Raw genomic sequence first — 21281 nt, forward strand, 5'->3', positions numbered from 1 at the left:
TATAAACGGCAACTTTAGCCGGATATAATTCTCTAATTAGTTCATTTCATTCGTTTATTCATTCATAACTCTTTTTGCGTAATAGTCATTAATCGGCTCAATGCTCACGCTTGTGTACGACACCTGACTAAACCAGAACGAGCCCCACCCGCTACAAATAACTGAATACAAAGTTCTGCAGGACCGCCCACCAATTCGCTGCGGGCCGCTGCTGGGACACGCCCCGTAGTCGGGACAATTCATTGGTGATTTGCCCATCGGCACCCAACGCCCACATGCGCGTCATGGTGCTCCGGGAGTCCGGCGTCCACAGGTAGGCCTTCGCCCCCAATTGATGCGCCGCCAAAATAAATTGTTGGCTGACGGAGATCCGCTGAAAGGAGTAAAAGTCCGCCGGAATCGACGACGGCGCCACCCAGTTAAACGGCGTAATGTAGCCGACGCGTAACTGTGGCGTGGTCCGCTTCACCTGGGTCACCACCCGGTAATCCAGTGAATGAACCGCCGAGTGATCCGCCGCCAGCCGTGGGCCATACTCTCGGGCAAACCGTGCCGCCATCCCCTGGGAATCCGCTGGGGTCGTCTTAATTTCCACCAACAAGGGCTGATGCAGGCGTTCTGCCGTCCTCAGGTAGGTCGACCAACTCACCAAGTGGTCGTGATAGCCATTTTCGTGGACTGTCAGCCGTTGTAGTTGAGCTAGGGTCAACGAGTGTGGCGTCACGTTACGGCCTGCGAGAGTGGCTAAATTTTCATCGTGAAGCACCACCCACTGATGATCCCGGGCCTCGTGCAGGTCCATTTCCACGTAGGTCGGATGCTGACGGCTGACATAGCGTAGCGCCCCCAACGTGTTCTGGACCCCATGACCATGATCCACGCCCCGGTGACTGATCAGGGCCATTGGGGAAAATTGGGGCGTTTGGTAAATAGCTTGGGTGCTGATGCAGGCCGCAGCAAACACGATCACGCCCACTAGCGCGCCAAGCTGTCGCCGGGGACTACGGGAACTGGTAACGGACGGCTGCCCGCACCAGCTCCACACCAACGTGATGATGCTCAAACTGGTGACCAGTAACAAGCCCAATAAAATCAGGCCAAGCGACCCCCAGGCGAGGAAACGCGCACTTCCGGCACCTAGGTGCGGGCCCCACCACCAATTTAAGCCGACAAACAACTCTGCCCAAATCAGCCAGGCCAGCGTCAACCCCGCGGTGACCAATAGTGCGCCCACCATCTGTCGCCAAGTTCCGGGATGGCTGATCTGCGGCGTCAACCGGCGAAAATGGCGTGGCCCCCACAGGAGGCAATACCCCGCCACGACCACATAGATAATGGCGACTACGATACCCACCGGCCGCCGGTGTAATCCGACAGCGTTGACCCACATGGCGGGCACTGGCAAGCGAACCAGCAGGCGACTGCTCAGGCCCCAGAGACCAAACGGCAACGTCAGGATGATCAGGCCCAGTTCTACGAACAACCAGGTCCCCTTGTTGCGCCAAACCAGTTGCCAGCTTTGCCAGGCGGCCGGTCGGCGACCAATTAGGGTCAGGGTCAGCTGCGTTAATTGCCAGGCACCCACTATCAGCGTCAGTAAGATCAGGGCGATGCCGGCAACGCTCCACCCCGGCACTTGTCCCAGCAACCGCAACCCGGTGAACAGCAGAACGGCGAGTCCCCACCCCAACGCCAGGTTCGGGCCCTGAATGCCAATTGTCCACGCCCGTTTCAGTTCATTTCGCCAAGACCGCACACCGGTCCACCCCTTTCCATCAAAAAAAGCCGGTCAGAACGTTTCCGCTCCGCCGACTTTCTCGTAAAATCTGTTAGTTCTTTGGCTTGTAAGTTGATGCCGCTGAATGGTCATCCAACGGAATAAAGTCATAGGCCAATTCGTCTTGGTACTTGAACTCATCTAAGCCCAATTGAATCAGACGGTCGATCAAGTCGGCATAACTGATGCCCGTTGCTTGCCACAATTGTGGGTACAGGCTAATGTTGGTGAACCCAGGCAAGGTGTTGACCTCACCGACGTAGGGCACGCCATCTTTGGAGACCAGGTAATCAATCCGAGCCATCCCCTTCAACCCAAGCGCAGCGTAGGTGTCTAAGCCCATCTGCGTGATTTCAGCGGTCAGGTCAGCGGATAATTTAACGGGCACTTCAAAGGTCACGCCACTAGCGTCCACGAACTTGTTGTTGTAGTCGTAGAAGACATCTGAATCTGGTACCCGAATGGCCCCGAGCTTGGAAGCTTGTGGCTTTTCGTTACCCAAAATGGAAATTTCGACTTCTTCAGGACCGTCGATGGTTTGTTCCACTAAGACCTTGTAATCGTACCGGAAGGCGTCAGCGATACCCTCGTCGAATGCCTTTTCGTTACCTGCCTTGTGAATTCCCACTGATGAACCCTGGTTCGCTGGCTTGATGAAGACGTTGTCGCCCAATTTTGCTTGAACGGTCGCGTAATCGTAGTCGTCGCGGTTTTCCGGCGTTAAGACCAAGTACTTGGTATTGCGGATGCCGTGCGCGGTCAAGACCTGCTTCGTCATATCCTTATCAAAGGCCACGGCCGATGCTAAGACGCCACTCCCCACGTAAGGCTTTTTCAGTAACCGGAAAAGCCCCTGGATCGTACCGTCTTCACCCAAGTTACCATGAATAATTGGGAAGAAAACATCGATGTCCTTTGCTTGAGATAAATTCCAAATGGGTGCCAATGGGTTGGATGCGTCTACTTTGGTTTGTTCCTCAGCTGCCACCGTTAATTCGTCTTCGCCATCAAAGACGCGACGAGATGCGGCATCGCTCAAAACAAAGCCGTCCCGGGTCAGTAAGAATAAACTAACGTCGTAACGGTCCTTGTCCATTGCGTCATAAATATTGTGTGCTGAACGCTTAGAGACGTCATGCTCCGAGGAATTGCCACCGAATAATAGACCTACGTGTAACTTGCTTTTCGTTTCCATGTTGTCACTCATCCTATTCGTATATATTTCGGTTAGCCTTCAGTATACCATTTCTCGAAATAATTGAGAATCGATTCAGCCTAAAAAATCGATGGTCGAGTTTAAATATTTTTTAAGCGACTGGGGGAGGCTCTCTTGCAACCGCAAGGAATCCAATAAACGCTTACGGTTAAAGAACCGATTCCAGCCTGCAATCGTATCCGGCCGGCGATGCAAGGCGACCTGTTGCCGCCAACTCTTGAGTGCCAGCAACAGCGTTTCCTCGTATAAGTCGTGGCGGTTCGCCAATTCCGTTAAGAACGTGGCGATCCGGTCGTTCTCCCCGTAGATCAGCGGCGTGTTCAGGCGCTTGATTCGTTCAATCAGGGTCATCATCAAAAATAATTTGTCGGCTCGCGTCAGATTTTGATTGCCAGCCAGCACGCTCAAGAGGTCCGTGGCAGCGGTAAAGGCGTGCGCCCACCCGTAGTGGTTCACAAAGCCCCGCGTGTCCGTTTCCAAACAAAGGTAAGCGGCCGCTAAGACGACGGTCGGTTGCAGGTCCGGGTCGACCGGCACCTTGTCCGGCGAGATGAAGTGCAACAGCACCGCTAACATCGCCACGCGCCCGGCCCGGCCAAACACGGCGGCGTTGGCCGGCTCTAAGATATGGTCAAACAAGGCTTCCGGGTCCCGCAGCTGTTGGAACAGGTAGGTCAACTGACCGCTGTCCAAGGCATTCTGTTGCAGCGCATCGTATAGCGAGAAATTGATGCCCTGATAACGGAGACCGGGGTCGAGGGATGACAGGTGGTCGATCAGGTTGGTCATTTGCGCGCGCGACAAGGTGACCGGCACATTATCGTTGAGTTGCGACCGCAGCTCTTCTAAAATGTCCTGGATATCATCTCCGTCATCTGGCAACTGGACAGCCGTCCGCCGACGCCGGTGAATGTCGTCCATAATCTTCCCCAACCGGGTGCCCAATGACTGGTATACCTCGCCATTACGCACCTGCGTATTCAAGTCGCTGAGCTCCTGCAACACCTGTGCTACCTGTTCATCCATCAAGAAACCTCCATCGTTCAATCTTTTTGCTACCAGTTACGCTTGCGAGCACCCCCTGCTCAGCAAAATGCTAACTGGGAAAATGCTTGCTACTCGACCATTTTCCCAGTATTTATGACGGGCTGAGAACCCCGTTCGTTAATGATTGTGACCATCATGTTGTTGATCAGTTGAATCTTTTGACTATCGGTTAATTCCAAATTGGTTTCGGCCGCCAACCGTTCGATGGCGCCTTCCGTAATGGAGACCGCCCCTTCGACAATGATTTTCCGGGCCGATAGGATGGCCTGGGACTGTTGCCGTTGTAGCATCGCAGACGCAATTTCCGTGGCGTAAGCCAGGTGCGTCAGCCGTGTCTCCATGATTTCCACCCCGGCCACGTTCAGCCGCGCCTGGAGTTCTTCGGTTAAGTGGTTAGAAACTTCTGTCGGATTGCTTCGCAGCGTCAGGGCCTTGCCATCGCCAAAATTGTCATAGGCATATTCAGAGGCCACGTGCCGGATAGCCGATTCACTTTGAATTTCCACAAATTGTTCGTAATCTTCCACCGCAAACAGGGCTTTACTGGTGTCGACCACCTTAAACACGATGACCGCCGCAATTTCCACGGGATTCCCTTGTAAGTCGTTAACTTTCAAAATGGCACTGTTAAAGTTGCGGACCCGTAAGGACACCGTTGCCTTGTTGGTCAGCGGCACGGTCAGATACAACCCAGCCTCCCGAATTGTGCCGATGTACCGGCCAAAGAAGGTCAACACTTTGGATTGGTTAGGACTGATGATCGTTAAACTGCTAGCCCCTAAAACGGCAATGATGACTAACAGCCCACCTAAAACGGGCACCCCGGCAACACTGAGGTAGACCCCACCAGCCAAAACAATCAGGACTAAAATCAGACCTAAATAACCGTTAATGTGAAAAACGTTCTTTTCTTCCATGAAACTCACTCCAATCCCCTTAATAGTTCTATTATACCCGACTAGCCCCTAAACCCCTAAGAAACCGCTAACTTTTAGTTTTAATTGCGTTCCCGACGGCGGGTCCAAGCAGCCCTGCTGTGGGGCACGGTTCCAGCCTGAGGAACGGTCTTCCACCTCGCCTGGAAGCCTAGAAACCCACTAGTCTCCCAGGTCGTCCCGTGCTCTAAACTGAGAAATTCACTCAGTTAAGACCACCGACACAGCTGGTCAACTTGACCCGCCTCTGGTCACTCACACTAATTTAGCCTTTTCTGATGAGTTATCCACGTAATTGTCTCAAGCTAAGTATAATTACATAATTGCTGATTTTACGAATTTTTGCTACATACAACTATTATCCATTTGCCGCAAACCAAATCAATTGTATCTTCCAAATATGTAACGTAGCTATATCTGAAACTAATTACCGCTAAGGCACAGCCCACCTCTACCAGCGAGTGAACCCGTTTTTTCGGGCCAAACCAATGTCAGCCACAGAATTGGTGAAAATTAGACCACTGAGCCAGTCTTAGTGACCAAGACTAACCTTCTGCCTACCAGCCAAACACCCCACCGAGTGAACCCGCTTTTTCACGGGCCAAACCAGTCCCAGCCGCAGGGATGGTGAAAATTAGCCCGCTGAGCCAGTGTCAGTGACCAGAGGCGGATCAAGCCAGACAGCTGTGTCGATGGTCTTAGCTGAGCGGCTTTCTCAGCTTAGAGCATAGGACGACCTTTGAGACCGCCTTGTGGCTCAAAGTCGAGGTGGAAGCCCGCCTCTCAGGCTGGAACCGCCCCCACAGCAGGGTGGCTTGAATCCGCCGCCGGGAACGACCAGCCACAGCGCCACGGCCCATTTTCACCATCCCGGAGGCGATGACAACACATATTTTTACATAAAAAAGCCGGTTCAACTCCGTGGGGAGTTGGACCGGCTGGTATTTCAGCGAGGATTAGTCTTCTTGAACGTCGACAAACCAAGCTGCATCAGTATCGCTACCGTTTAAAGCATCGAAATCGTTGGCCAAAGCATCGTTAACGGCCGTCACCTTACCAGAAACGGGACTAGGAATGTCAGAAACCGCCTTGTCAGCTTCAACGCTCAACAGGTTTTCACCCTTCTTAACGTCATCGCCAACGGCTGGTAACTTGGCAAACTTGATGGTGCCTAATTCGTCTTGACCCTCGGTGGTTAACCCAATCCGAGTGCCGTCGTTAACTGCTTTCGTCCAGAAGTACTTTACCATTTCACTCATGAAAATAATCTCCTTCTACTTAAACGATTCGTTACGACTAAACATGTAACTCTTATAATGATAACGCATTGACATGATTAAGCCAATACCTATGAGGTTCCCGATCAACGCGGATCCCCCTTGGCTAACGAATGGCAAAGGAATACCAGTCAATGGTAACAGCCCGATACTCATCCCAATGTTTTCAAACACGTGGAACAGGATCATCATGATGACCCCGGTTGAGATGTAGGCGTAGAACACGTTCTTGGTATCAAACGTGACCCGAATCATTTGGTAGATCAACAGGAAGTAGAGGAAAATTAAGATACAGCCGCCGATGAACCCAAAGTTTTCTCCAATCACTGAGAAAATCATATCGGATTCACGCACGGGTACGTACACGTGTGAGACGTTGAAGCCCGTCCCGGTAAGGCCCCCGGAACCAATGGCCTTCATACTTTGCCACAATTGATACCCGTTGTTGGAGGTATCTTGCGCGGGATGCAACCAGGTGTCGACCCGGGAGAATTGGTAGGCCTGGAAGCCAACCTTTTCCAAGATTTTCCGCCCACCATCGGTCGTGACCAGCGCTAACGCGGTCCCCCCGACAACGGCAATCGCGCCAAAGGCTGGGGCAATGATTTTCCAAGTGATTCCGGAAACCAGGATGACCCCACCTACAATGGCGAAGAACACCAGCATGGTCCCAAAGTCATTTTGCAATTTCAGCAGGACCGCCACTGGTAATGTCCAGAGAATCAGCTTGCCAATCAGGACCCAGTCGGTGCGCACCGTGTGAATCGGGTTGGCATTGTTGTGCTCCGTCACGACCCGTGCCAGCATCAAGATGAACGCTGGCTTCATCACTTCGGATGGTTGGAAGGTCAGCGACCCAATCGCAAACCAACTCCGGGCACCCGTGTTGATATAGTAAGCCCGACTGTAGAAGACCAGCACCGCCAGCAGTAGGAAAATTCCCAAGCCGTATAAGAGGGGTGCCACTTTCCACAGTTGCTCCGAATCAAATTGCATGATAATAATGATGGCGACCGACCCAATCACGTACCAAGCCAATTGGGACACCACCGCAGAAGTAATACTGGTGGCGCTACTATCGTGGGTCGCCGCTACGTAGATTGAAGCGACACCAATCAGCGCCAACATGAGGACACAGAAGATAATGCCCCAGTCGATGCGTGATTCCGTCTCGCCCCGTTTTTCTGTCGCATTCTTTGCCACAATGATTGCTCCTTAATTCAAACTAGGTTTTGATTTAATTATAAAGGCCGAAGTGAAATTCGACGTTTCACTCCGGCCAACTTTACCAAAATTTATTAACCGCGGTGCAGGTGGTAGTCCTTTAATAGCAACTCGACACCCTCATCGACGGATTTAACGCGGTAAACGTCCCCGTCGTTCAGTTGGGCTTCTAGCCGGTCTTCAACTGGGGTTACCGTGCCGATGGTCTCGTCACCAATCTTTAGCACGGACATGGTGCCACCGTCTGGGAGCTTTTGCTCATCAATGGTTACCTGTACAGATTTTTCTCGTTTGCTCATGCCAACTCTCCTTTATTTGCTGAGGGATTCTGGGTGTTCCTCGTCTAACTTCATGGCCTGGCGGTAGGCTTGTTCAGCCGCCACGTTGCGTTTCAGCGTGAAATGGTCCGGCACCGGATCGACGCCACCCCGTACGAACGGATGACAGCGTAAAATCCGGGCAATGCCCATCAGACCGCCCTTAAGCGCCCCGTGTTTTGCCAAGGCCTGCAACATATAATTCGAGCACGTCGGGTAATACCGACAGCTCGGCGGAAACAGCGGTGAAATCCATCGCTGATAACCGCGAACGAGCCAAGTTAGAATATGGCGCAACGCCAGGCCCCCTTTGCTTTAAGCGTAATTAGTTATTTTCTTTAGCCGTCTTGGTGTCCATGTGTTCCAGGAGCACACCAGCACCCTTGGCCACGTTATCCAGTGGGTCTTCTGAAATGATGACGGGGACCGTCAATCGTTCGGAGAAGAGCTTGTCGATGCCGTCTAACAAGGCACCCCCACCAGTCAACATGATACCGCGGTCGATAATGTCAGCAGCCAATTCTGGGGGTGTCGTTTCCAACACGGCCATTGCAGCGGACACGATTTGTTCGATTGAATCATGAATGGCAATTTCCACTTCGGCGGCGTTGATGGTCGTCGTGGTTGGCATCCCACTCACGGAGTCCCGGCCACGAACTTCCATGGTCTTTTCTTCGTTGCCTGGTTCTGGATAAGCCGTCCCAATCTTGATCTTAATGGTTTCAGCGGTCCGTTCCCCAATGATCAGGTTGTGGTTATGCTTCAGGTAGTTCACGATTTCCGTGTTCATGCGGTCACCAGCGACACGAATGGAGCGGCTAGCGACGATGTCACCCAAGGAAAGGATGGCAATATCACTAGTCCCACCACCCATGTCGATCACCATGTTACCGCTAGGCTTGAAGATATCCATGCCGGCACCCAAGGCCGCCACTTTAGGTTCTTCTTCGAAGTAAACCTTGGCACCACCGGATTTTTCGGCAGCCTGAATGATGGCCTTCCGTTCAATCTCGGTAATGTTGGTTGGGGCACAGATCATGATGTTTGGCTTGGATAAGAAGCCCTTAACACTTAATTTATTGATGAAATAGGAGAGCATGGCTTCGGTAATGTCGAAATCAGAAATGACCCCATCCTTCAACGGACGAATCGCCCGGATATTACCAGGTGTCCGACCCACCATCCGGTAGGCTTCGGAGCCCACTGCTAATACCTTGTCAGTCTTCGTGTCGATTGCTACGACTGATGGTTCATTTAATACGATTCCTTTGCCGACCACGTAGATTAAAACGTTCGCCGTACCTAGGTCAATGCCAATGTCTTTCGCCATACTTATGCGTCCTCCTGAATTTTAATGCCAATTTTCAACATTTCATTATACCATAAACCGCGTGAACTCTAAACGATTTCTCAAAATATCACGGGTGTTCCCCCGTCCCCTGGCCACCAAAACTGACGACCTAGCTTCAAGGATAACAAAAGGGTGGCATCACTGCCACCCCCGATAATTGCTAGTTATTCACGTGCGAGTTCTTTAAGACCACCGCGTCAGTGTCATCGACAGTGACCCGCTTGACCTCAGCACCCAGCGCCGTCAACTTCTTGTGGAAGTCGTAGTAACCCCGGTCCAGGTACTTCAGGTTCGTGACCTGCGTGTATCCGTCGGCAACTAAGCCGGCCAGGACTAAGGCTGCGGCCGCCCGTAAATCAGTGGCAGCCACTTCGGCGCCGTTGAAATCGGTTGGTCCATGCATCACGACGGTCCGCCCATTCACTTGGTAATTGGCGTTCATCCGGCGTAATTCTTCCAGGTGCATGAAACGGTTTTCAAAGACCGTTTCAGTCATCGTACTCGTGCCTTCAGCGGCCAACTGCAAAATGGTCATTTGCGGTTGCATGTCCGTTGGGAAGCCCGGGTAAGGCAAGGTCTTGACGTCCGTTGGTTGGAGCTTATCTGGGCCGATGACCCGAATACCAGCGGGTTCTTCAGTCACTTGCACACCCATTTCTTGTAATTTAGAAATCAAAGGCTTGTTATGTTCCACGATGCCGTCTTGAATCAAGACGTTCCCGTGTGTTAACGCAGCACCCACCATGAACGTGCCGGCTTCGATGCGGTCCTGAACCACACTGTGTTCGGTCCCATGCATCTTCTTAACGCCGTCGATCCGCAACGTTTCGGTCCCGGCACCACGGACGTGCGCACCCATCTTGTTCAGGATGTTAGCAAGGTCCACGATTTCCGGTTCACGGGCAACGTTATCGATCACAGTCGTGCCTTCAGCCAAGCAGGCCGCCATCAGAATGTTCTGCGTGGCCCCCACACTTGGGAAATCTAAGTAGATATGCGTTCCCTTGAGGTGATCGGCAAAGGCTTCAACGTACCCATCGTGTTGTTCGATGCGGGCACCCAGGGCCTCCATACCTTTCAAATGCAGATCGATTGGTCGGGTCCCAATGGCACAGCCACCAGGCAGCGCCACTTTAGCATGACCCAAGCGGGCCAACAGTGGCCCCATCACAACGATTGATGCCCGCATCTTGGAGACGTATTCAAACGGCGCCTCGCTAGAAACTTGCTTGGTTGCATCAATCGTGACTTCTCGTTTGGCTTCATCAAAATCGACGCCTAAATTCAAGAAGCGTAAGACTTTATTCATCGTATAAACATCAGACAAAACCGGAACATTTGCTAAATGAGTGAGTCCATCTTCGGCCAGAATAGATGCTGCCAGGATTGGCAATACAGCATTCTTGGCCCCTTCAATGTGGACCACACCAGTTAAGCGGTTCCCACCATGAACGATAATTTTTTCCATGGGATACCTCCAGAGATTTTTATGGGTCTACCGTAACAGATAGCCCAGGTTACGAACGTTATCGATGAAGTCCAAAAAGAATGAGCTACACCCGAAGCCAATGGCAACGGACAGCATCACGATTAAGACCCGTGACTGCCGGGGATAGAACGTCATTAATCGTTCAATGTGTAACGCAGAGATTGCCCAAAATGCAATCCCAATAAAAAACAAATGACTAATGATCGTTAAGATTCCCTGTAGCCCAATGAGTGACATTCCCTCAATCCCTTCTAAACATTCTCACTAACTATAGCATAAATTTTCGTGCTTGTCCCCGAGATTCCTATAAAATCGGCGTTTGTAATATTACAATTCTTTTATTTCATCAATTAAACTGAACAAACCATTTGTTAAATCACCGGATAAACCGTTAAACCGCCAATTTGCTTCACTAGCTGAAAGCGCCGCTAGCCACGCCGTACATACTTTAAACTATCTGTGATTTGCATAACCTTTCACAACAAAATCAATCCCGAAATAACTTGGTGAAGGCCCACAGCTAAAACTGAAAAAGCGTCGGCAAAAAAGATGTCTGCAATTTTCATTGGCTAGTCGTTGAAAATTGACACTCATGCCCAAACTGAGGTCAATTAGCACAGGTATCAATCGTTTTTTCCTAGTGCTACCAATTTTACCTTGCAACTGAAAACACATTTTCAAGTAAACGCAGGATCTCGTCAGAAAGTCCCCGTCTTTCTCGGCTATGGTATCTCCGCCCTGCTAATCATCAGTCAATCAAAGATTAATTATTCTCTTTATTTTTCCACGCAGACAAAATATAAAATCATTTTGGAAGGAAAATTGACGACCGTCCGACAGCAGCAAAACTGAAATCACCCTCTCATTGTTAGTAAACCCAGCACACAAAAGCCAAATTCAACGGCCATTTTCTTTGACGTGGCGTGCACAATCAAACCACTAGCGGGAACACTAAACGGCAGCCGTAACCATCTCCCACAACGGCAACTAAAACCAGGATAACCATGTGAGCGACCAGAGGCGGCTCAAGGTGCTCAGCTGTGTCGATGGCATTAGCTGAGGTTCCTCACTCAGCTTAGGGCATGGGACGACCTGGGAGACTCGCGCCCTTCGCGAGGTTTCCAGGCGAGGTGGAAGACCGCCCCTCAGGCTGGAACCGTGCCCCACAGCAGAGCACCTTGAAGCTGCCGCCGGGAGCGCACCCCAAGCACAAAAAAAAACGGCCATCGCCGAGGGCGATGGACCGTTCAAACAAGAATTTGTTTAAGAGTTTAGTGCTTAGCGACGTTGATCCGGTTAACAGCTCGACGCAATGCTACTTCAGCCCGTGCAAGGGAGTCAGCATCATGCGCGGCGTGGGCCTTTTCAATCGTTGCTTGAGCACGTTTACGAGCACTTTCAGCCCGATTGACGTCAATATCGTCTTGACGTTCCGCACTGTCTGCAACAATGGTCGCCACGTTGTCAGAGAATTCCAAGAAACCACCGTTAACGGCAATTTTATCTTCGTTTTCGCCTAACTTGATCCGCGTCTCATCAACTTCCAAAGAAGCGATGAGCGGCACGTGGTTATACATAATCCCAAGTTCACCAATCGTGGTCTTCACAACTAATAAGTCGCTCTTACCTTCGTAAACTTGGCCATCAGGGGTAACGATACTAACAGATAACACTGATTGATTATCAGCCAATTAGAATCCCTCCCTAATTGTTGGCAACGGCGTCATTCATTTGCTTAGCCTTGGCCACAGCATCTTCGATAGGACCACAGTTCCGGAAAGCATCTTCTGGAAGGTCATCGTACTTACCATCGAGGATATCCTTGAAACTCCGGATCGTGTCATCGAGCTTGACGTACTTCCCTTCCATACCCGTAAACTGTGAAGCCACGGAGAATGGTTGTGACAGGAAGAATTGAATCCGCCGAGCACGGTTAACAATCGTTTGTTCTTCATCGGATAATTCATCCATCCCTAAAATAGAGATGATATCTTGCAATTCATGGTACCGTTGCAAGACGTGTTGAACTTCCGTCGCCACGTCGTAGTGCGCTTGGCCGATGATTTCAGGGGCCAAAGCAGTTGACGTTGAAGCCAATGGGTCCACGGCTGGGTAGATCCCTTGTTGGGTCAAAGACCGTTCCAAGTTGGTCGTAGCATCCAAATGGGCGAAAGTCGTGGCAGGAGCAGGGTCGGTATAGTCATCGGCAGGCACGTAAACGGCTTGGATAGAGGTAATAGACCCCTTCTTCGTCGACGTGATCCGTTCCTGTAACTGACCCATTTCAGTAGCCAACGTTGGTTGGTAACCAACGGCTGAAGGAATCCGACCCAAGAGGGCAGAAACTTCAGAACCGGCTTGCGTGAACCGGAAAATGTTATCGATGAACAACAGAACGTCTTGGCCCTTAACATCACGGAAGTATTCCGCAATCGTTAAACCAGTCAAGGCAACCCGCATCCGGGCACCAGGAGGTTCGTTCATTTGACCATAGACCATGGCCGTTTGCTTCAGAACCCCGGAGCCTTTCATTTCCCAGTACATATCGTTACCTTCACGAGTCCGTTCACCAACACCGGTGAAGACGGAAATCCCGTTATGGCCTTGGGCAATGTTATGAATCAATTCTTGAATTAAAACGGTCTTACCAACACCGGCACCACCGAACAACCCAATCTTCCCACCACGAACGTAAGGTTCGAGCAAGTCGATAACTTTGATACCCGTTTCCAGGATTTCAGTTGAAGGGTTTAATTCGTCATACTTAGGTGCATCACGGTGAATTGGCATCCGTTCTGCGTCTGGTCCAAATTCGGCACCGCCGTCAATTGGATTTCCGAGAACGTTGAACACCCGACCCAGTGTGTCGTCACCGACAGGAACAGAAATAGAAGCACCAGTGTTTTCTACTTCCAGTCCCCGACGAAGACCATCGGTACCGTCCATGGCAATGGTCCGCATAACCCCGTCACCTAATTCCAAGGCAACTTCGGTTACAAGGACACTACCATCATCTTTTTTGATGTTTAGGGCAGTGTTGATGTCAGGTAATTCATCATTCAACGGGAATTCAACGTCGACAACAGGTCCGATAACTTGAACAATTTTACCAGCACTCATTATTCGTTAATTCCTCCCGTCATTAATTATTTAAGGCTTCCTGACCACCGGTAATTTCGGTGATTTCAGTCGTAATCTGTGCTTGACGTGCACGGTTGTAGTGCAGTTGCAGCGTCGCGATTAAATCATCGGCATTATCAGTAGCAGACTGCATCGCATTGGTACTTGATGCATGTTCGGCCGTCTTTGCGTCCAAGATCGCACCATAAACCAAGCTTTCCGCGTATTGCGGTAACACAACTTGGAGCACAGCTTCATCAGAAGGCTCCGTATCGTATTCAGCCGTTAAGGGCGATGCTTGCGTATCGTTTGCCGCATCAGTCGTCATTGTTTCCTTGTCGACTGGCAACATCTTCTCAGCTCGGAAACGAGATGAGATTCGGTTAACAAAATGGTTGTAGCACACGAAGAGTTCATCGAACACTTCGTTGTTAAACATCGTGGTTACGGTCTTCACGATTTCCCGAACTTCATTGAATTCAGGCACATCGCTAACCCCACGATATTCATAGGCCACGTTAACACCCCGGTGCCGATAGAAATCAGCACCCGTACCGCCGACGGCTAAAATCATGTAGTCGTCTTGGTTAGGCGTCCGTTCTTTAATGAACGCATTGGCATCCCGTAAGACGCTGCTATTATAGCTTCCCACCATACCACGATCGGAGGTGATCACCAAATATGCGGTTTTCTTTACTGGACGGTTCGACTGTAGGCTACTTGAGGAATTATCCAACAGATGAGACTGCGAAAGATGCATGACGACAGCCTTAACCTTAGAAACATAGTCTTGGTAGCCGACTGCTTGTTTCTGAATCTTATTTAACTTCGCCGTCGAAACCATGTGCATCGCCGCCGTAATTTGACGGGTTGCTTTCGTGGAATTAATTCGACGTTGAACGTCATGAATTGATTCAGCCATTATTTCTCACCATCCTTCCTTCAAGTATCTTAATTAGCCGAGTCGTCGGCCTTGGCAGTTGGTTGGAAAGTCGTATCGAATTCAGCAATGGCCTTTTCCAGGGAGTCGCCTTCTGGCAAGTTCCCAGTCGTGGTAATTGTGTCTTCGAGATCTTGATGGCTGGCGTCCATGTAATCAAACAACTCGTTTTGGTAACGTAAAACGTCCTCAACTTCGAGCTTGTCCAAATGACCATGTGTCAAAGCAAACAAGATAATAACTTCCTTAGCAACAGGAACGGATTCGTGTAAGCCTTGCTTTAAGACTTCAACGGTCCGGGCCCCACGTGCTAACCGCGCTTGGGTAGCGGCATCCAAATCAGAACCGAATTGTGCGAAGGATTCCAGTTCACGGTAGGCAGATAAGTCCAACCGTAAAGTCCCAGCAACCTTCTTCATGGCTTTGATTTGAGCGTCCCCACCAACCCGGGAAACAGAAGTCCCGGCATCCATGGCTGGCCGAACACCTGAATAGAAGGAATCACTGTTCAGGAAGATTTGACCATCGGTGATGGAAATAACGTTGGTTGGAATGTAGGCAGAAACGTCACCGGCCTTGGTTTCAATGACAGGTAAGGCCGTCATTGAACCGCCACCAAGTTTATCGTTTAACTTAGCTGCCCGTTCCAATAAACGAGAGTGGGTGTAGAAAATGTCACCAGGGTAAGCTTCACGACCTGGCGCACGCCGCAGAATCAGAGAAAGTTCACGGTAAGCATCGGCTTGCTTGGTTAAATCATCATAGACGATCAACACATGCTTGCCGTTGTTCATGAACTCTTCACCCATAGCTGCACCGGCATATGGTGCCACGTACAGCATCGGGGCTGGTTCAGATGGTGCAGCAGTTACGACGATGGTGTAGTCCATGGCGCCAAATTTCTCCAGCGTAGCCACTTGTGCACGAACCGTAGAAGCCTTCTGACCAATAGCGACATAGATACAAATCATGTCTTGGCCCTTTTGGTTAATGATCGTGTCGATGGCGATGGAGGACTTCCCAGTCTTCCGGTCACCAATGATCAATTCCCGTTGGCCACGTCCAATTGGAACTAAGGCATCAATGGCCTTGATCCCGGTTTGCAGAGGTTCGCTAACCCCTTGCCGGTCCATAACCCCTGGTGCTTTATGTTCAATTGGTCGGGTCTTATCCGTGGAAATGTCCCCTTTACCGTCAATTGGTTGACCTAATGGGTTAACAACCCGGCCAATCAGTTGATCGCCAACGGGAACTTCCATGATTCGGCCAGTCCGCTTAACCGTATCGCCTTCAGTGATTCCAGTGAAATCACCCAAGATAACAATACCAACGTCACTGGCTTCGAGGTTTTGGACCATTCCATAAACCCCGTTGTCAAACAACAGTAACTCACCTTGCAAAGCGTTGTTCAGACCGTGGGCCCGAGCGACACCATCACCAACGTAAGTAACCGTACCAGTTTCTTCAACTGAGATTTCATCCTTATAGCTTTCTAATTGTTGTTTAATTAGAGCACTGATTTCCTCAGCTTTAATGCTCATGAAAGTTTCACCTCTTTATCACCGAATTCGTTATGCTAGCAGTTGCTGCCGTAAACGATTAATTTTAGTTCGTAAGCTACCGTCAAGAACCTTATCAGCAGATTTAATCACGACGCCACCAATAACGGCGGGGTCAATCTTACTGCTCAAGATCACCTTGTCAGCCCCTACGCGCTTGGCGTAGACGGATTGAATCTGTGACTTCTGATCAGCCGTCAATTCGACTGCCGTCGTCACTTCAGCATAGACCGTGTTGTGGGCCTCATCATACAGCTTTTGGAAAGCGTCGATGATATCGACTAAGTTTTCCATCCGACCGTAGTCGTAAGCCATCTGAATCAGGTTCTTGATGTACGGTGAAGCCTGGTCCAACAATGGTTGGATCAAGGCTTGACGTTCAGCAACCTGCAGGCTAGCGTCTGAGAGCATCGTGCTCAACTGTGGGTTGTCCTGGAAGATACGCCGAAGTTCTTCGAGCTCTGTGTAGCCTGACTCCAGTTGGTCTTTTTCGGACAACAATTCAAATAATGCTTTGGAGTAGCGCTTTGCTACCGTTGCCCTATTAAGACTCATGTTGCTTCCCCAACCCTTCGATATAAGAATCAATTAATGCCTTTTGGTCGTCACCTTTTAATTCTCGTTGAATGATCTTGGAAGCAATCTCAATAGATAAATCCGCCACATCGTTCCGGGCATTGGACAAAGCGTCTTGACGCTCTTGTTCGATATCCTTTTGGGCATTTTGCTTCATTGTTTGAACATCCGCTTGCGCAGCCGTGACAATTTGTTCACGTTGTTGTTGACCATTGGTCTTCGCATCGTTCACAATCGTTTGCGCCTCTGAACGAGAATTTGCTAAGGCTGCTTGGCGTTGTTGCACCAAGTCAGCGGCATCGTTACGGGATTGTTCAGCTGAGTCAATATCATTACTGATCTTGTCAGCCCGATCCTGCATCATCTTCGTCACTGGACCCCAAGCAAAAATCTTAATGATCCACATCAAAAGTAAGAACGTAACAATGTAGAAAAGTGAATCTCCAAAATAAAGCGCCTGACCAATCACTAAATGTGAGAGCATCTATTGACACCTCCTTTTGCTATCAGATAATTACAATTTTTACCGGTTGTTCGTTGTGATTGTGACTACTTGTTCATAACCATCAAAGCAACAACGAAGGAAATGATAGGCATGGCTTCAACCAGCCCAACACCAATAAACATGTTCGTCCGTAATTGACCTGATAATTCTGGTTGACGAACCATACCTTCAAGCATCTTTGAAATAACGATACCGTCACCGATACCACCACCAACGGCGGCACCAAACATAGCAATACCAGCTGCAATAGCTCCCATAATCTGTGTTTCCTCCTTAAATTAGATAAAACTTATTCCTCGACTTCAAGCTTTTGAGAAATATAAACTGATGACAACGTAACGAAAACGAACGCTTGGATAGCCCCTAAGAAAGCAGAGAACCCTTGCCAAGCCATTTCAATTGGCACCGCAACCACCATCGTTGCAATACCGTGTGAAGCTGCCAGATCCCAGATTACCCCTAATAGCATTTCACCAGAGAAGATAACCCCGAAAATACGGAGACCCAACGTCAGGAAGTTCGTGAATTCCTCAAAAATACTGATAGGAAGCCAGAACACGAAAGGTTTCAGGTAGTTTGTGAAGTGTCGCTTGTATCCTAATTTCCAAACACCTGCGAATTGCGCAACCATCATGGTCATCAACGAGAACGTCAATGTCGCAATTGGGTCAGACGTTGGACTACGAACGATCGTCGCACCCCCACGCGTTGCCACTTGGATGAATAATCCCAATTCGTTAGACAGGAAGAGGAAGAAGAATAACGTGAATCCCCACAAGCCAAACTTACCGACATCGTCGGCTGGAATGGACCCCTTCAAAATTCCATTGGTAAAATCAATCAGCCATTCCAAGAAGTTTTGCCCTTTGGATGGCTTCATGGCCAATTTTCTGGAACAGAAAAAAACAACTGCAACGATCAGCGCAAAAACAATAAGGCCGGATACAACGTTGGCAGTGCTAAATGTCAGCCCCAAAAATTGGAAGGTCGAAACTGGATCACCATTCACCGAATATCACCTCTTTTCCACACTATATGAACGCATTTCCTCAGCTAAATCCCTCGACAAAGCCGGGTATCTCGCAAGAAACGCGGAATAGTGAACGAAGCGAGCGCTCCATTCAAATACACTGGAAATGATACCACCAATTCAGATAAAAGACAAAACAATTTTTCATACTCTGAACATTCATGTGAAATAAGCTGTGAGTCAGACTATAAAAGGATTGATATCGGTTTCACCGTGTAGTTGCGTGCGCACTCGCCAGGATAAAAAAAATTCTGGTTAGACCATTTTTCTCCCAAAACTATTTGCCAATCAGTCGCTTCAGCGGACCGACTGGATCTAGTCGTTAAATGACTCGCCAAATAAACAATTCTATCACCGTTCTACCATATAAGAAGGCGCAACTTGTCGCTGAGTCTTCTTAAACTGATGGACATCGTGTCCAGAGCAGTTGTGGGGCTTAACTGACGCTTTTAGCCAGTTTCTTCCATAATGGTAGGTGTTACGGGTGAAATCGCTTAGCGACGTTCTTAGGGCTATTTGGGTGTGGACCGTTGGCGCTTATTTTAGGCTGTTTGGTTTCTGAGGTGGATTCATTTTGCTGTGACCGATGAAACGTGGCCTATGAGCTGGGGACCTAGCCTAGCTAAAAACAGTTCGAGATGTACTGCTTTAGAGCATTAAACTAGTTCTCCGCGCCTACTATCCTCGGTCCTGGCCTCTTCTGAAACGTGCTACACAAGCCAGATGCCTGCGCTTAACCCAGCTAAAAAAATAACCCAAGCCCGGGGTTATTCCTTTAGCTACGTTAATGCTCAGCATCTAAGCGGCTCGTTCCGCACTCTTCCAAACAAATAAGAGACTCAGCCCAAAAGGCCGAATCTCTTTGACGTTTACTTCGTTCCAAACAGGCGGTCACCGGCATCACCGAGACCTGGGACAATATAGCCATCTTCGTTCAGGTGATCATCCAACGCTGCAGCATAGATATCAACGTCTGGGTGAGCTTCACGTAAGGCTTTGACCCCTTCTGGTGCGGAGACTAAGCACACGAACTTCATGTTCTTAGGATCGGCACCACGCTTTTCCAAAGCTTCAATTGCCATCATGGCTGAGCCACCGGTTGCTAACATCGGATCAACGATAAAGATTTGCCGTTGATTGATGTCAGAAGGCATCTTGAAGAAGTATTCATGAGGCTGCAGGGTCTCTTCGTCACGGTACATCCCGATGTGACCAACCTTAGCAGCTGGAATCAATTCCAAAATTCCATCAACCATCCCGATACCGGCACGTAAGATTGGAACAATGGCAACTTTCTTTCCTGAAAGTTCCTTGGCAGTCATCTTGCCCATTGGTGTCTCGATTTCTTTATCCTTCAATGGCATGTCGCGTGACACTTCGTACGCCATTAAGGTCGAGATTTCGTTGACAACCTCCCGAAAGCTGCGGGTACCGCAGTCCTTGTTCCGGATAATTGTCAGTTTGTGTTGAATCAACGGGTGGTCAAGTACTTGAAACTTTCCCATGAATGAGCGCTCCTTTATGATTTCTTACAATTGTACCATGGATTTCCGCTACCAAAACGCCTAATTTGAAATGAAAACGTTTTTATTGCATTTTTTTAGTCTAAAACTGATAACGGGTGGGCACTGGTCAAAGCGTGAACCTTTTCGCGCACATCCTGCAGGCTGGCTTCATCGTCTGGATGTAAGACCGTTTGCACGATCAAACGGGCTACCTCGCGGCATTCGTCAGCGTTAAACCCACGGGTCGTCACGGCTGGCGTCCCTAACCGAATCCCGAAAGTCTTGAATGGACTTAGTTTTTCGTTAGGAATGGCTTCCTTGTTGGTGGTGATCATGACACTATCCAACAATTCTTGTGCCTGCTTCCCGTTCAGTGTGGTTGCTGAGAGGTCTAGGGTCATCAAATGATTGTCCGTACCCCCAGAAACGACGCGCACCGTTGGGGCCTTGCTGAATTCATCGGCCATGGCATGGGCATTTTCGATGATTTGCTTGCCGTAATCGGTAAAGTCTGGTTGGAGGTCTTCAAAGAACGCCGCGGCCTTCCCGGCAATCACGTGTTCCAGCGGACCACCCTGAGTCCCAGGGAAGACGGCAGAATTGATGCGTTTAGCGTTTTCGGCTTGCGACAAGATCAGTCCCCCACGAGGGCCCCGCAAGGTCTTGTGCGTCGTGGTCGTCACCACATCGGCAATGCCCACGGGACTCGGGTGCAGGCCAGCAGCGACTAACCCCGCAATATGGGCCATGTCGACCATCAGGTAGGCGCCGACTTCATCCGCAATTTCACGGAAAGCGTTCCAGTCAATGATGCGCGAGTAGGCTGAGGCACCGGCCACAATCATCTGTGGCTTCACCTCTTTGGCCAGGTCGCGAATCATATCGTAGTCCAGGAGTTCAGTCTCTGGATTGAGGGCATAACTATAGGCGTTGTAAATCTTTCCAGAGAAGTTGACCTTGGCGCCGTGCGTCAAGTGGCCCCCCGCATCCAGGCCCATCCCCAGAATGGTGTCGCCAGGCTTTAAGAAGGCCGCATAGACGGCTTGGTTGGCCTGGGAACCAGAATGAGGCTGCACGTTAGCGTATTCAGCATTAAACAACTTCTTCGCACGATCAATGGCTAATTGTTCGACAACATCGATGTACTGTGTGCCACCGTAGTAACGCTTGCCCGGATAACCTTCGGCGTACTTGTTGGTCAACACGGAGCCTTGCGCCGTCCGGACGGCCTCACTCACGATGTTTTCGGAAGCAATCAACTCAATGGTATCTTCTTGACGTTCTTCTTCCTTCGCAATGGCGCCCCATAATTCTGGATCTTTTTCTTTAAAATTCAATGGCGTTCCCTCCTGAACTGTGATTGTTTTTATTCTACCAAACTTTGACCGCCAGCGGGACTACTTCGCACTATTT

21 protein-coding genes are annotated in these 21281 nt (G+C 49.8%); all 21 read right to left on the reverse strand.

Annotated elements, in window-relative coordinates; all coding sequences use genetic code 11:
- Positions 1-151 precede the first annotated feature (151 nt).
- The 21 genes from JUF22_RS10345 to glyA all read right to left on the reverse strand — a co-directional run bounded on the left by JUF22_RS10345 (position 152) and on the right by glyA (position 21205).
- Positions 152-1756, reverse strand: coding sequence for a glycerophosphodiester phosphodiesterase (locus JUF22_RS10345; protein WP_236000765.1), 1605 nt, complete (start codon positions 1754-1756; stop codon positions 152-154).
- Positions 1757-1829: 73 nt separating this feature from the next.
- Positions 1830-2972, reverse strand: a complete 1143-nt coding sequence (locus tag JUF22_RS10350; RefSeq protein ID WP_203646127.1) for a D-alanine--D-alanine ligase family protein — start codon at positions 2970-2972, stop codon at positions 1830-1832.
- Between the two features lie 75 nt (positions 2973-3047).
- The gene (locus JUF22_RS10355; protein ID WP_203646128.1) at positions 3048-4019 is read right to left on the reverse strand and encodes a DUF2785 domain-containing protein; all 972 of its coding nucleotides are present in this window, start codon (positions 4017-4019) and stop codon (positions 3048-3050) included.
- Positions 4020-4108: 89 nt separating this feature from the next.
- On the reverse strand, positions 4109-4957 hold the full coding sequence (locus tag JUF22_RS10360) for an SPFH domain-containing protein (RefSeq protein WP_203646129.1): 849 nt from the start codon (positions 4955-4957) through the stop codon (positions 4109-4111).
- A gap of 974 nt (positions 4958-5931) precedes the next feature.
- Entirely contained in the window at positions 5932-6234 is a 303-nt protein-coding gene (locus JUF22_RS10365; protein ID WP_125766030.1) for a glycine cleavage system H family protein, read from the reverse strand.
- A 15-nt stretch (positions 6235-6249) separates the two neighbouring features.
- Positions 6250-7455, reverse strand: a complete 1206-nt coding sequence (locus JUF22_RS10370; protein ID WP_203646130.1) for an FtsW/RodA/SpoVE family cell cycle protein — start codon at positions 7453-7455, stop codon at positions 6250-6252.
- Between the two features lie 95 nt (positions 7456-7550).
- Positions 7551-7775, reverse strand: a complete 225-nt coding sequence (locus tag JUF22_RS10375; RefSeq protein WP_125766032.1) for a DUF2969 domain-containing protein — start codon at positions 7773-7775, stop codon at positions 7551-7553.
- 12 nt (positions 7776-7787) lie between these two features.
- On the reverse strand, positions 7788-8090 hold the full coding sequence (yidD, locus tag JUF22_RS10380; RefSeq protein WP_125766033.1) for a membrane protein insertion efficiency factor YidD: 303 nt from the start codon (positions 8088-8090) through the stop codon (positions 7788-7790).
- Between the two features lie 28 nt (positions 8091-8118).
- Positions 8119-9123 (reverse strand): rod shape-determining protein, encoded by a 1005-nt coding sequence (locus JUF22_RS10385; RefSeq protein ID WP_203646131.1) that lies wholly within the window; start codon positions 9121-9123, stop codon positions 8119-8121.
- Positions 9124-9304: 181 nt separating this feature from the next.
- A complete protein-coding gene (gene murA, locus JUF22_RS10390) occupies positions 9305-10612 on the reverse strand; it encodes a UDP-N-acetylglucosamine 1-carboxyvinyltransferase (RefSeq protein ID WP_203646132.1) in 1308 nt (435 codons plus the stop codon).
- A 27-nt stretch (positions 10613-10639) separates the two neighbouring features.
- A complete protein-coding gene (locus JUF22_RS10395) occupies positions 10640-10870 on the reverse strand; it encodes a DUF1146 family protein (RefSeq protein WP_125766036.1) in 231 nt (76 codons plus the stop codon).
- A 1034-nt stretch (positions 10871-11904) separates the two neighbouring features.
- Entirely contained in the window at positions 11905-12324 is a 420-nt protein-coding gene (locus tag JUF22_RS10400; protein WP_125766037.1) for a F0F1 ATP synthase subunit epsilon, read from the reverse strand.
- A 13-nt stretch (positions 12325-12337) separates the two neighbouring features.
- Positions 12338-13753: a F0F1 ATP synthase subunit beta gene (atpD, locus tag JUF22_RS10405; RefSeq protein WP_125766038.1), complete on the reverse strand. Its 1416-nt coding sequence runs from the start codon at positions 13751-13753 to the stop codon at positions 12338-12340.
- A 22-nt stretch (positions 13754-13775) separates the two neighbouring features.
- Entirely contained in the window at positions 13776-14675 is a 900-nt protein-coding gene (locus JUF22_RS10410; RefSeq protein ID WP_203639853.1) for a F0F1 ATP synthase subunit gamma, read from the reverse strand.
- A gap of 29 nt (positions 14676-14704) precedes the next feature.
- Positions 14705-16234: a F0F1 ATP synthase subunit alpha gene (gene atpA, locus JUF22_RS10415; protein WP_203639852.1), complete on the reverse strand. Its 1530-nt coding sequence runs from the start codon at positions 16232-16234 to the stop codon at positions 14705-14707.
- A gap of 30 nt (positions 16235-16264) precedes the next feature.
- Positions 16265-16807 carry an ATP synthase F1 subunit delta gene (atpH, locus tag JUF22_RS10420; RefSeq protein WP_203646133.1) on the reverse strand — a complete coding sequence of 181 codons (543 nt, stop codon included), beginning with the start codon at positions 16805-16807 and terminating at the stop codon, positions 16265-16267.
- Positions 16797-17312, reverse strand: coding sequence for a F0F1 ATP synthase subunit B (atpF, locus tag JUF22_RS10425; protein ID WP_125766042.1), 516 nt, complete (start codon positions 17310-17312; stop codon positions 16797-16799). Before atpF ends, atpH begins: the two co-directional genes overlap by 11 nt.
- A gap of 65 nt (positions 17313-17377) precedes the next feature.
- Positions 17378-17590 carry a F0F1 ATP synthase subunit C gene (gene atpE, locus JUF22_RS10430; RefSeq protein WP_125575374.1) on the reverse strand — a complete coding sequence of 71 codons (213 nt, stop codon included), beginning with the start codon at positions 17588-17590 and terminating at the stop codon, positions 17378-17380.
- Between the two features lie 32 nt (positions 17591-17622).
- Positions 17623-18342, reverse strand: a complete 720-nt coding sequence (gene atpB / locus JUF22_RS10435) for a F0F1 ATP synthase subunit A (protein WP_125766043.1) — start codon at positions 18340-18342, stop codon at positions 17623-17625.
- 890 nt (positions 18343-19232) lie between these two features.
- Positions 19233-19868 (reverse strand): uracil phosphoribosyltransferase, encoded by a 636-nt coding sequence (gene upp / locus JUF22_RS10440; RefSeq protein ID WP_203646134.1) that lies wholly within the window; start codon positions 19866-19868, stop codon positions 19233-19235.
- A gap of 95 nt (positions 19869-19963) precedes the next feature.
- Positions 19964-21205, reverse strand: a complete 1242-nt coding sequence (glyA, locus tag JUF22_RS10445; protein WP_203646135.1) for a serine hydroxymethyltransferase — start codon at positions 21203-21205, stop codon at positions 19964-19966.
- Between the last annotated feature and the right edge of the window lie 76 nt (positions 21206-21281).

The sequence above is a fragment of the Levilactobacillus lanxiensis genome (assembly GCF_016861655.1).
Lineage (GTDB): Bacteria > Bacillota > Bacilli > Lactobacillales > Lactobacillaceae > Levilactobacillus > Levilactobacillus lanxiensis.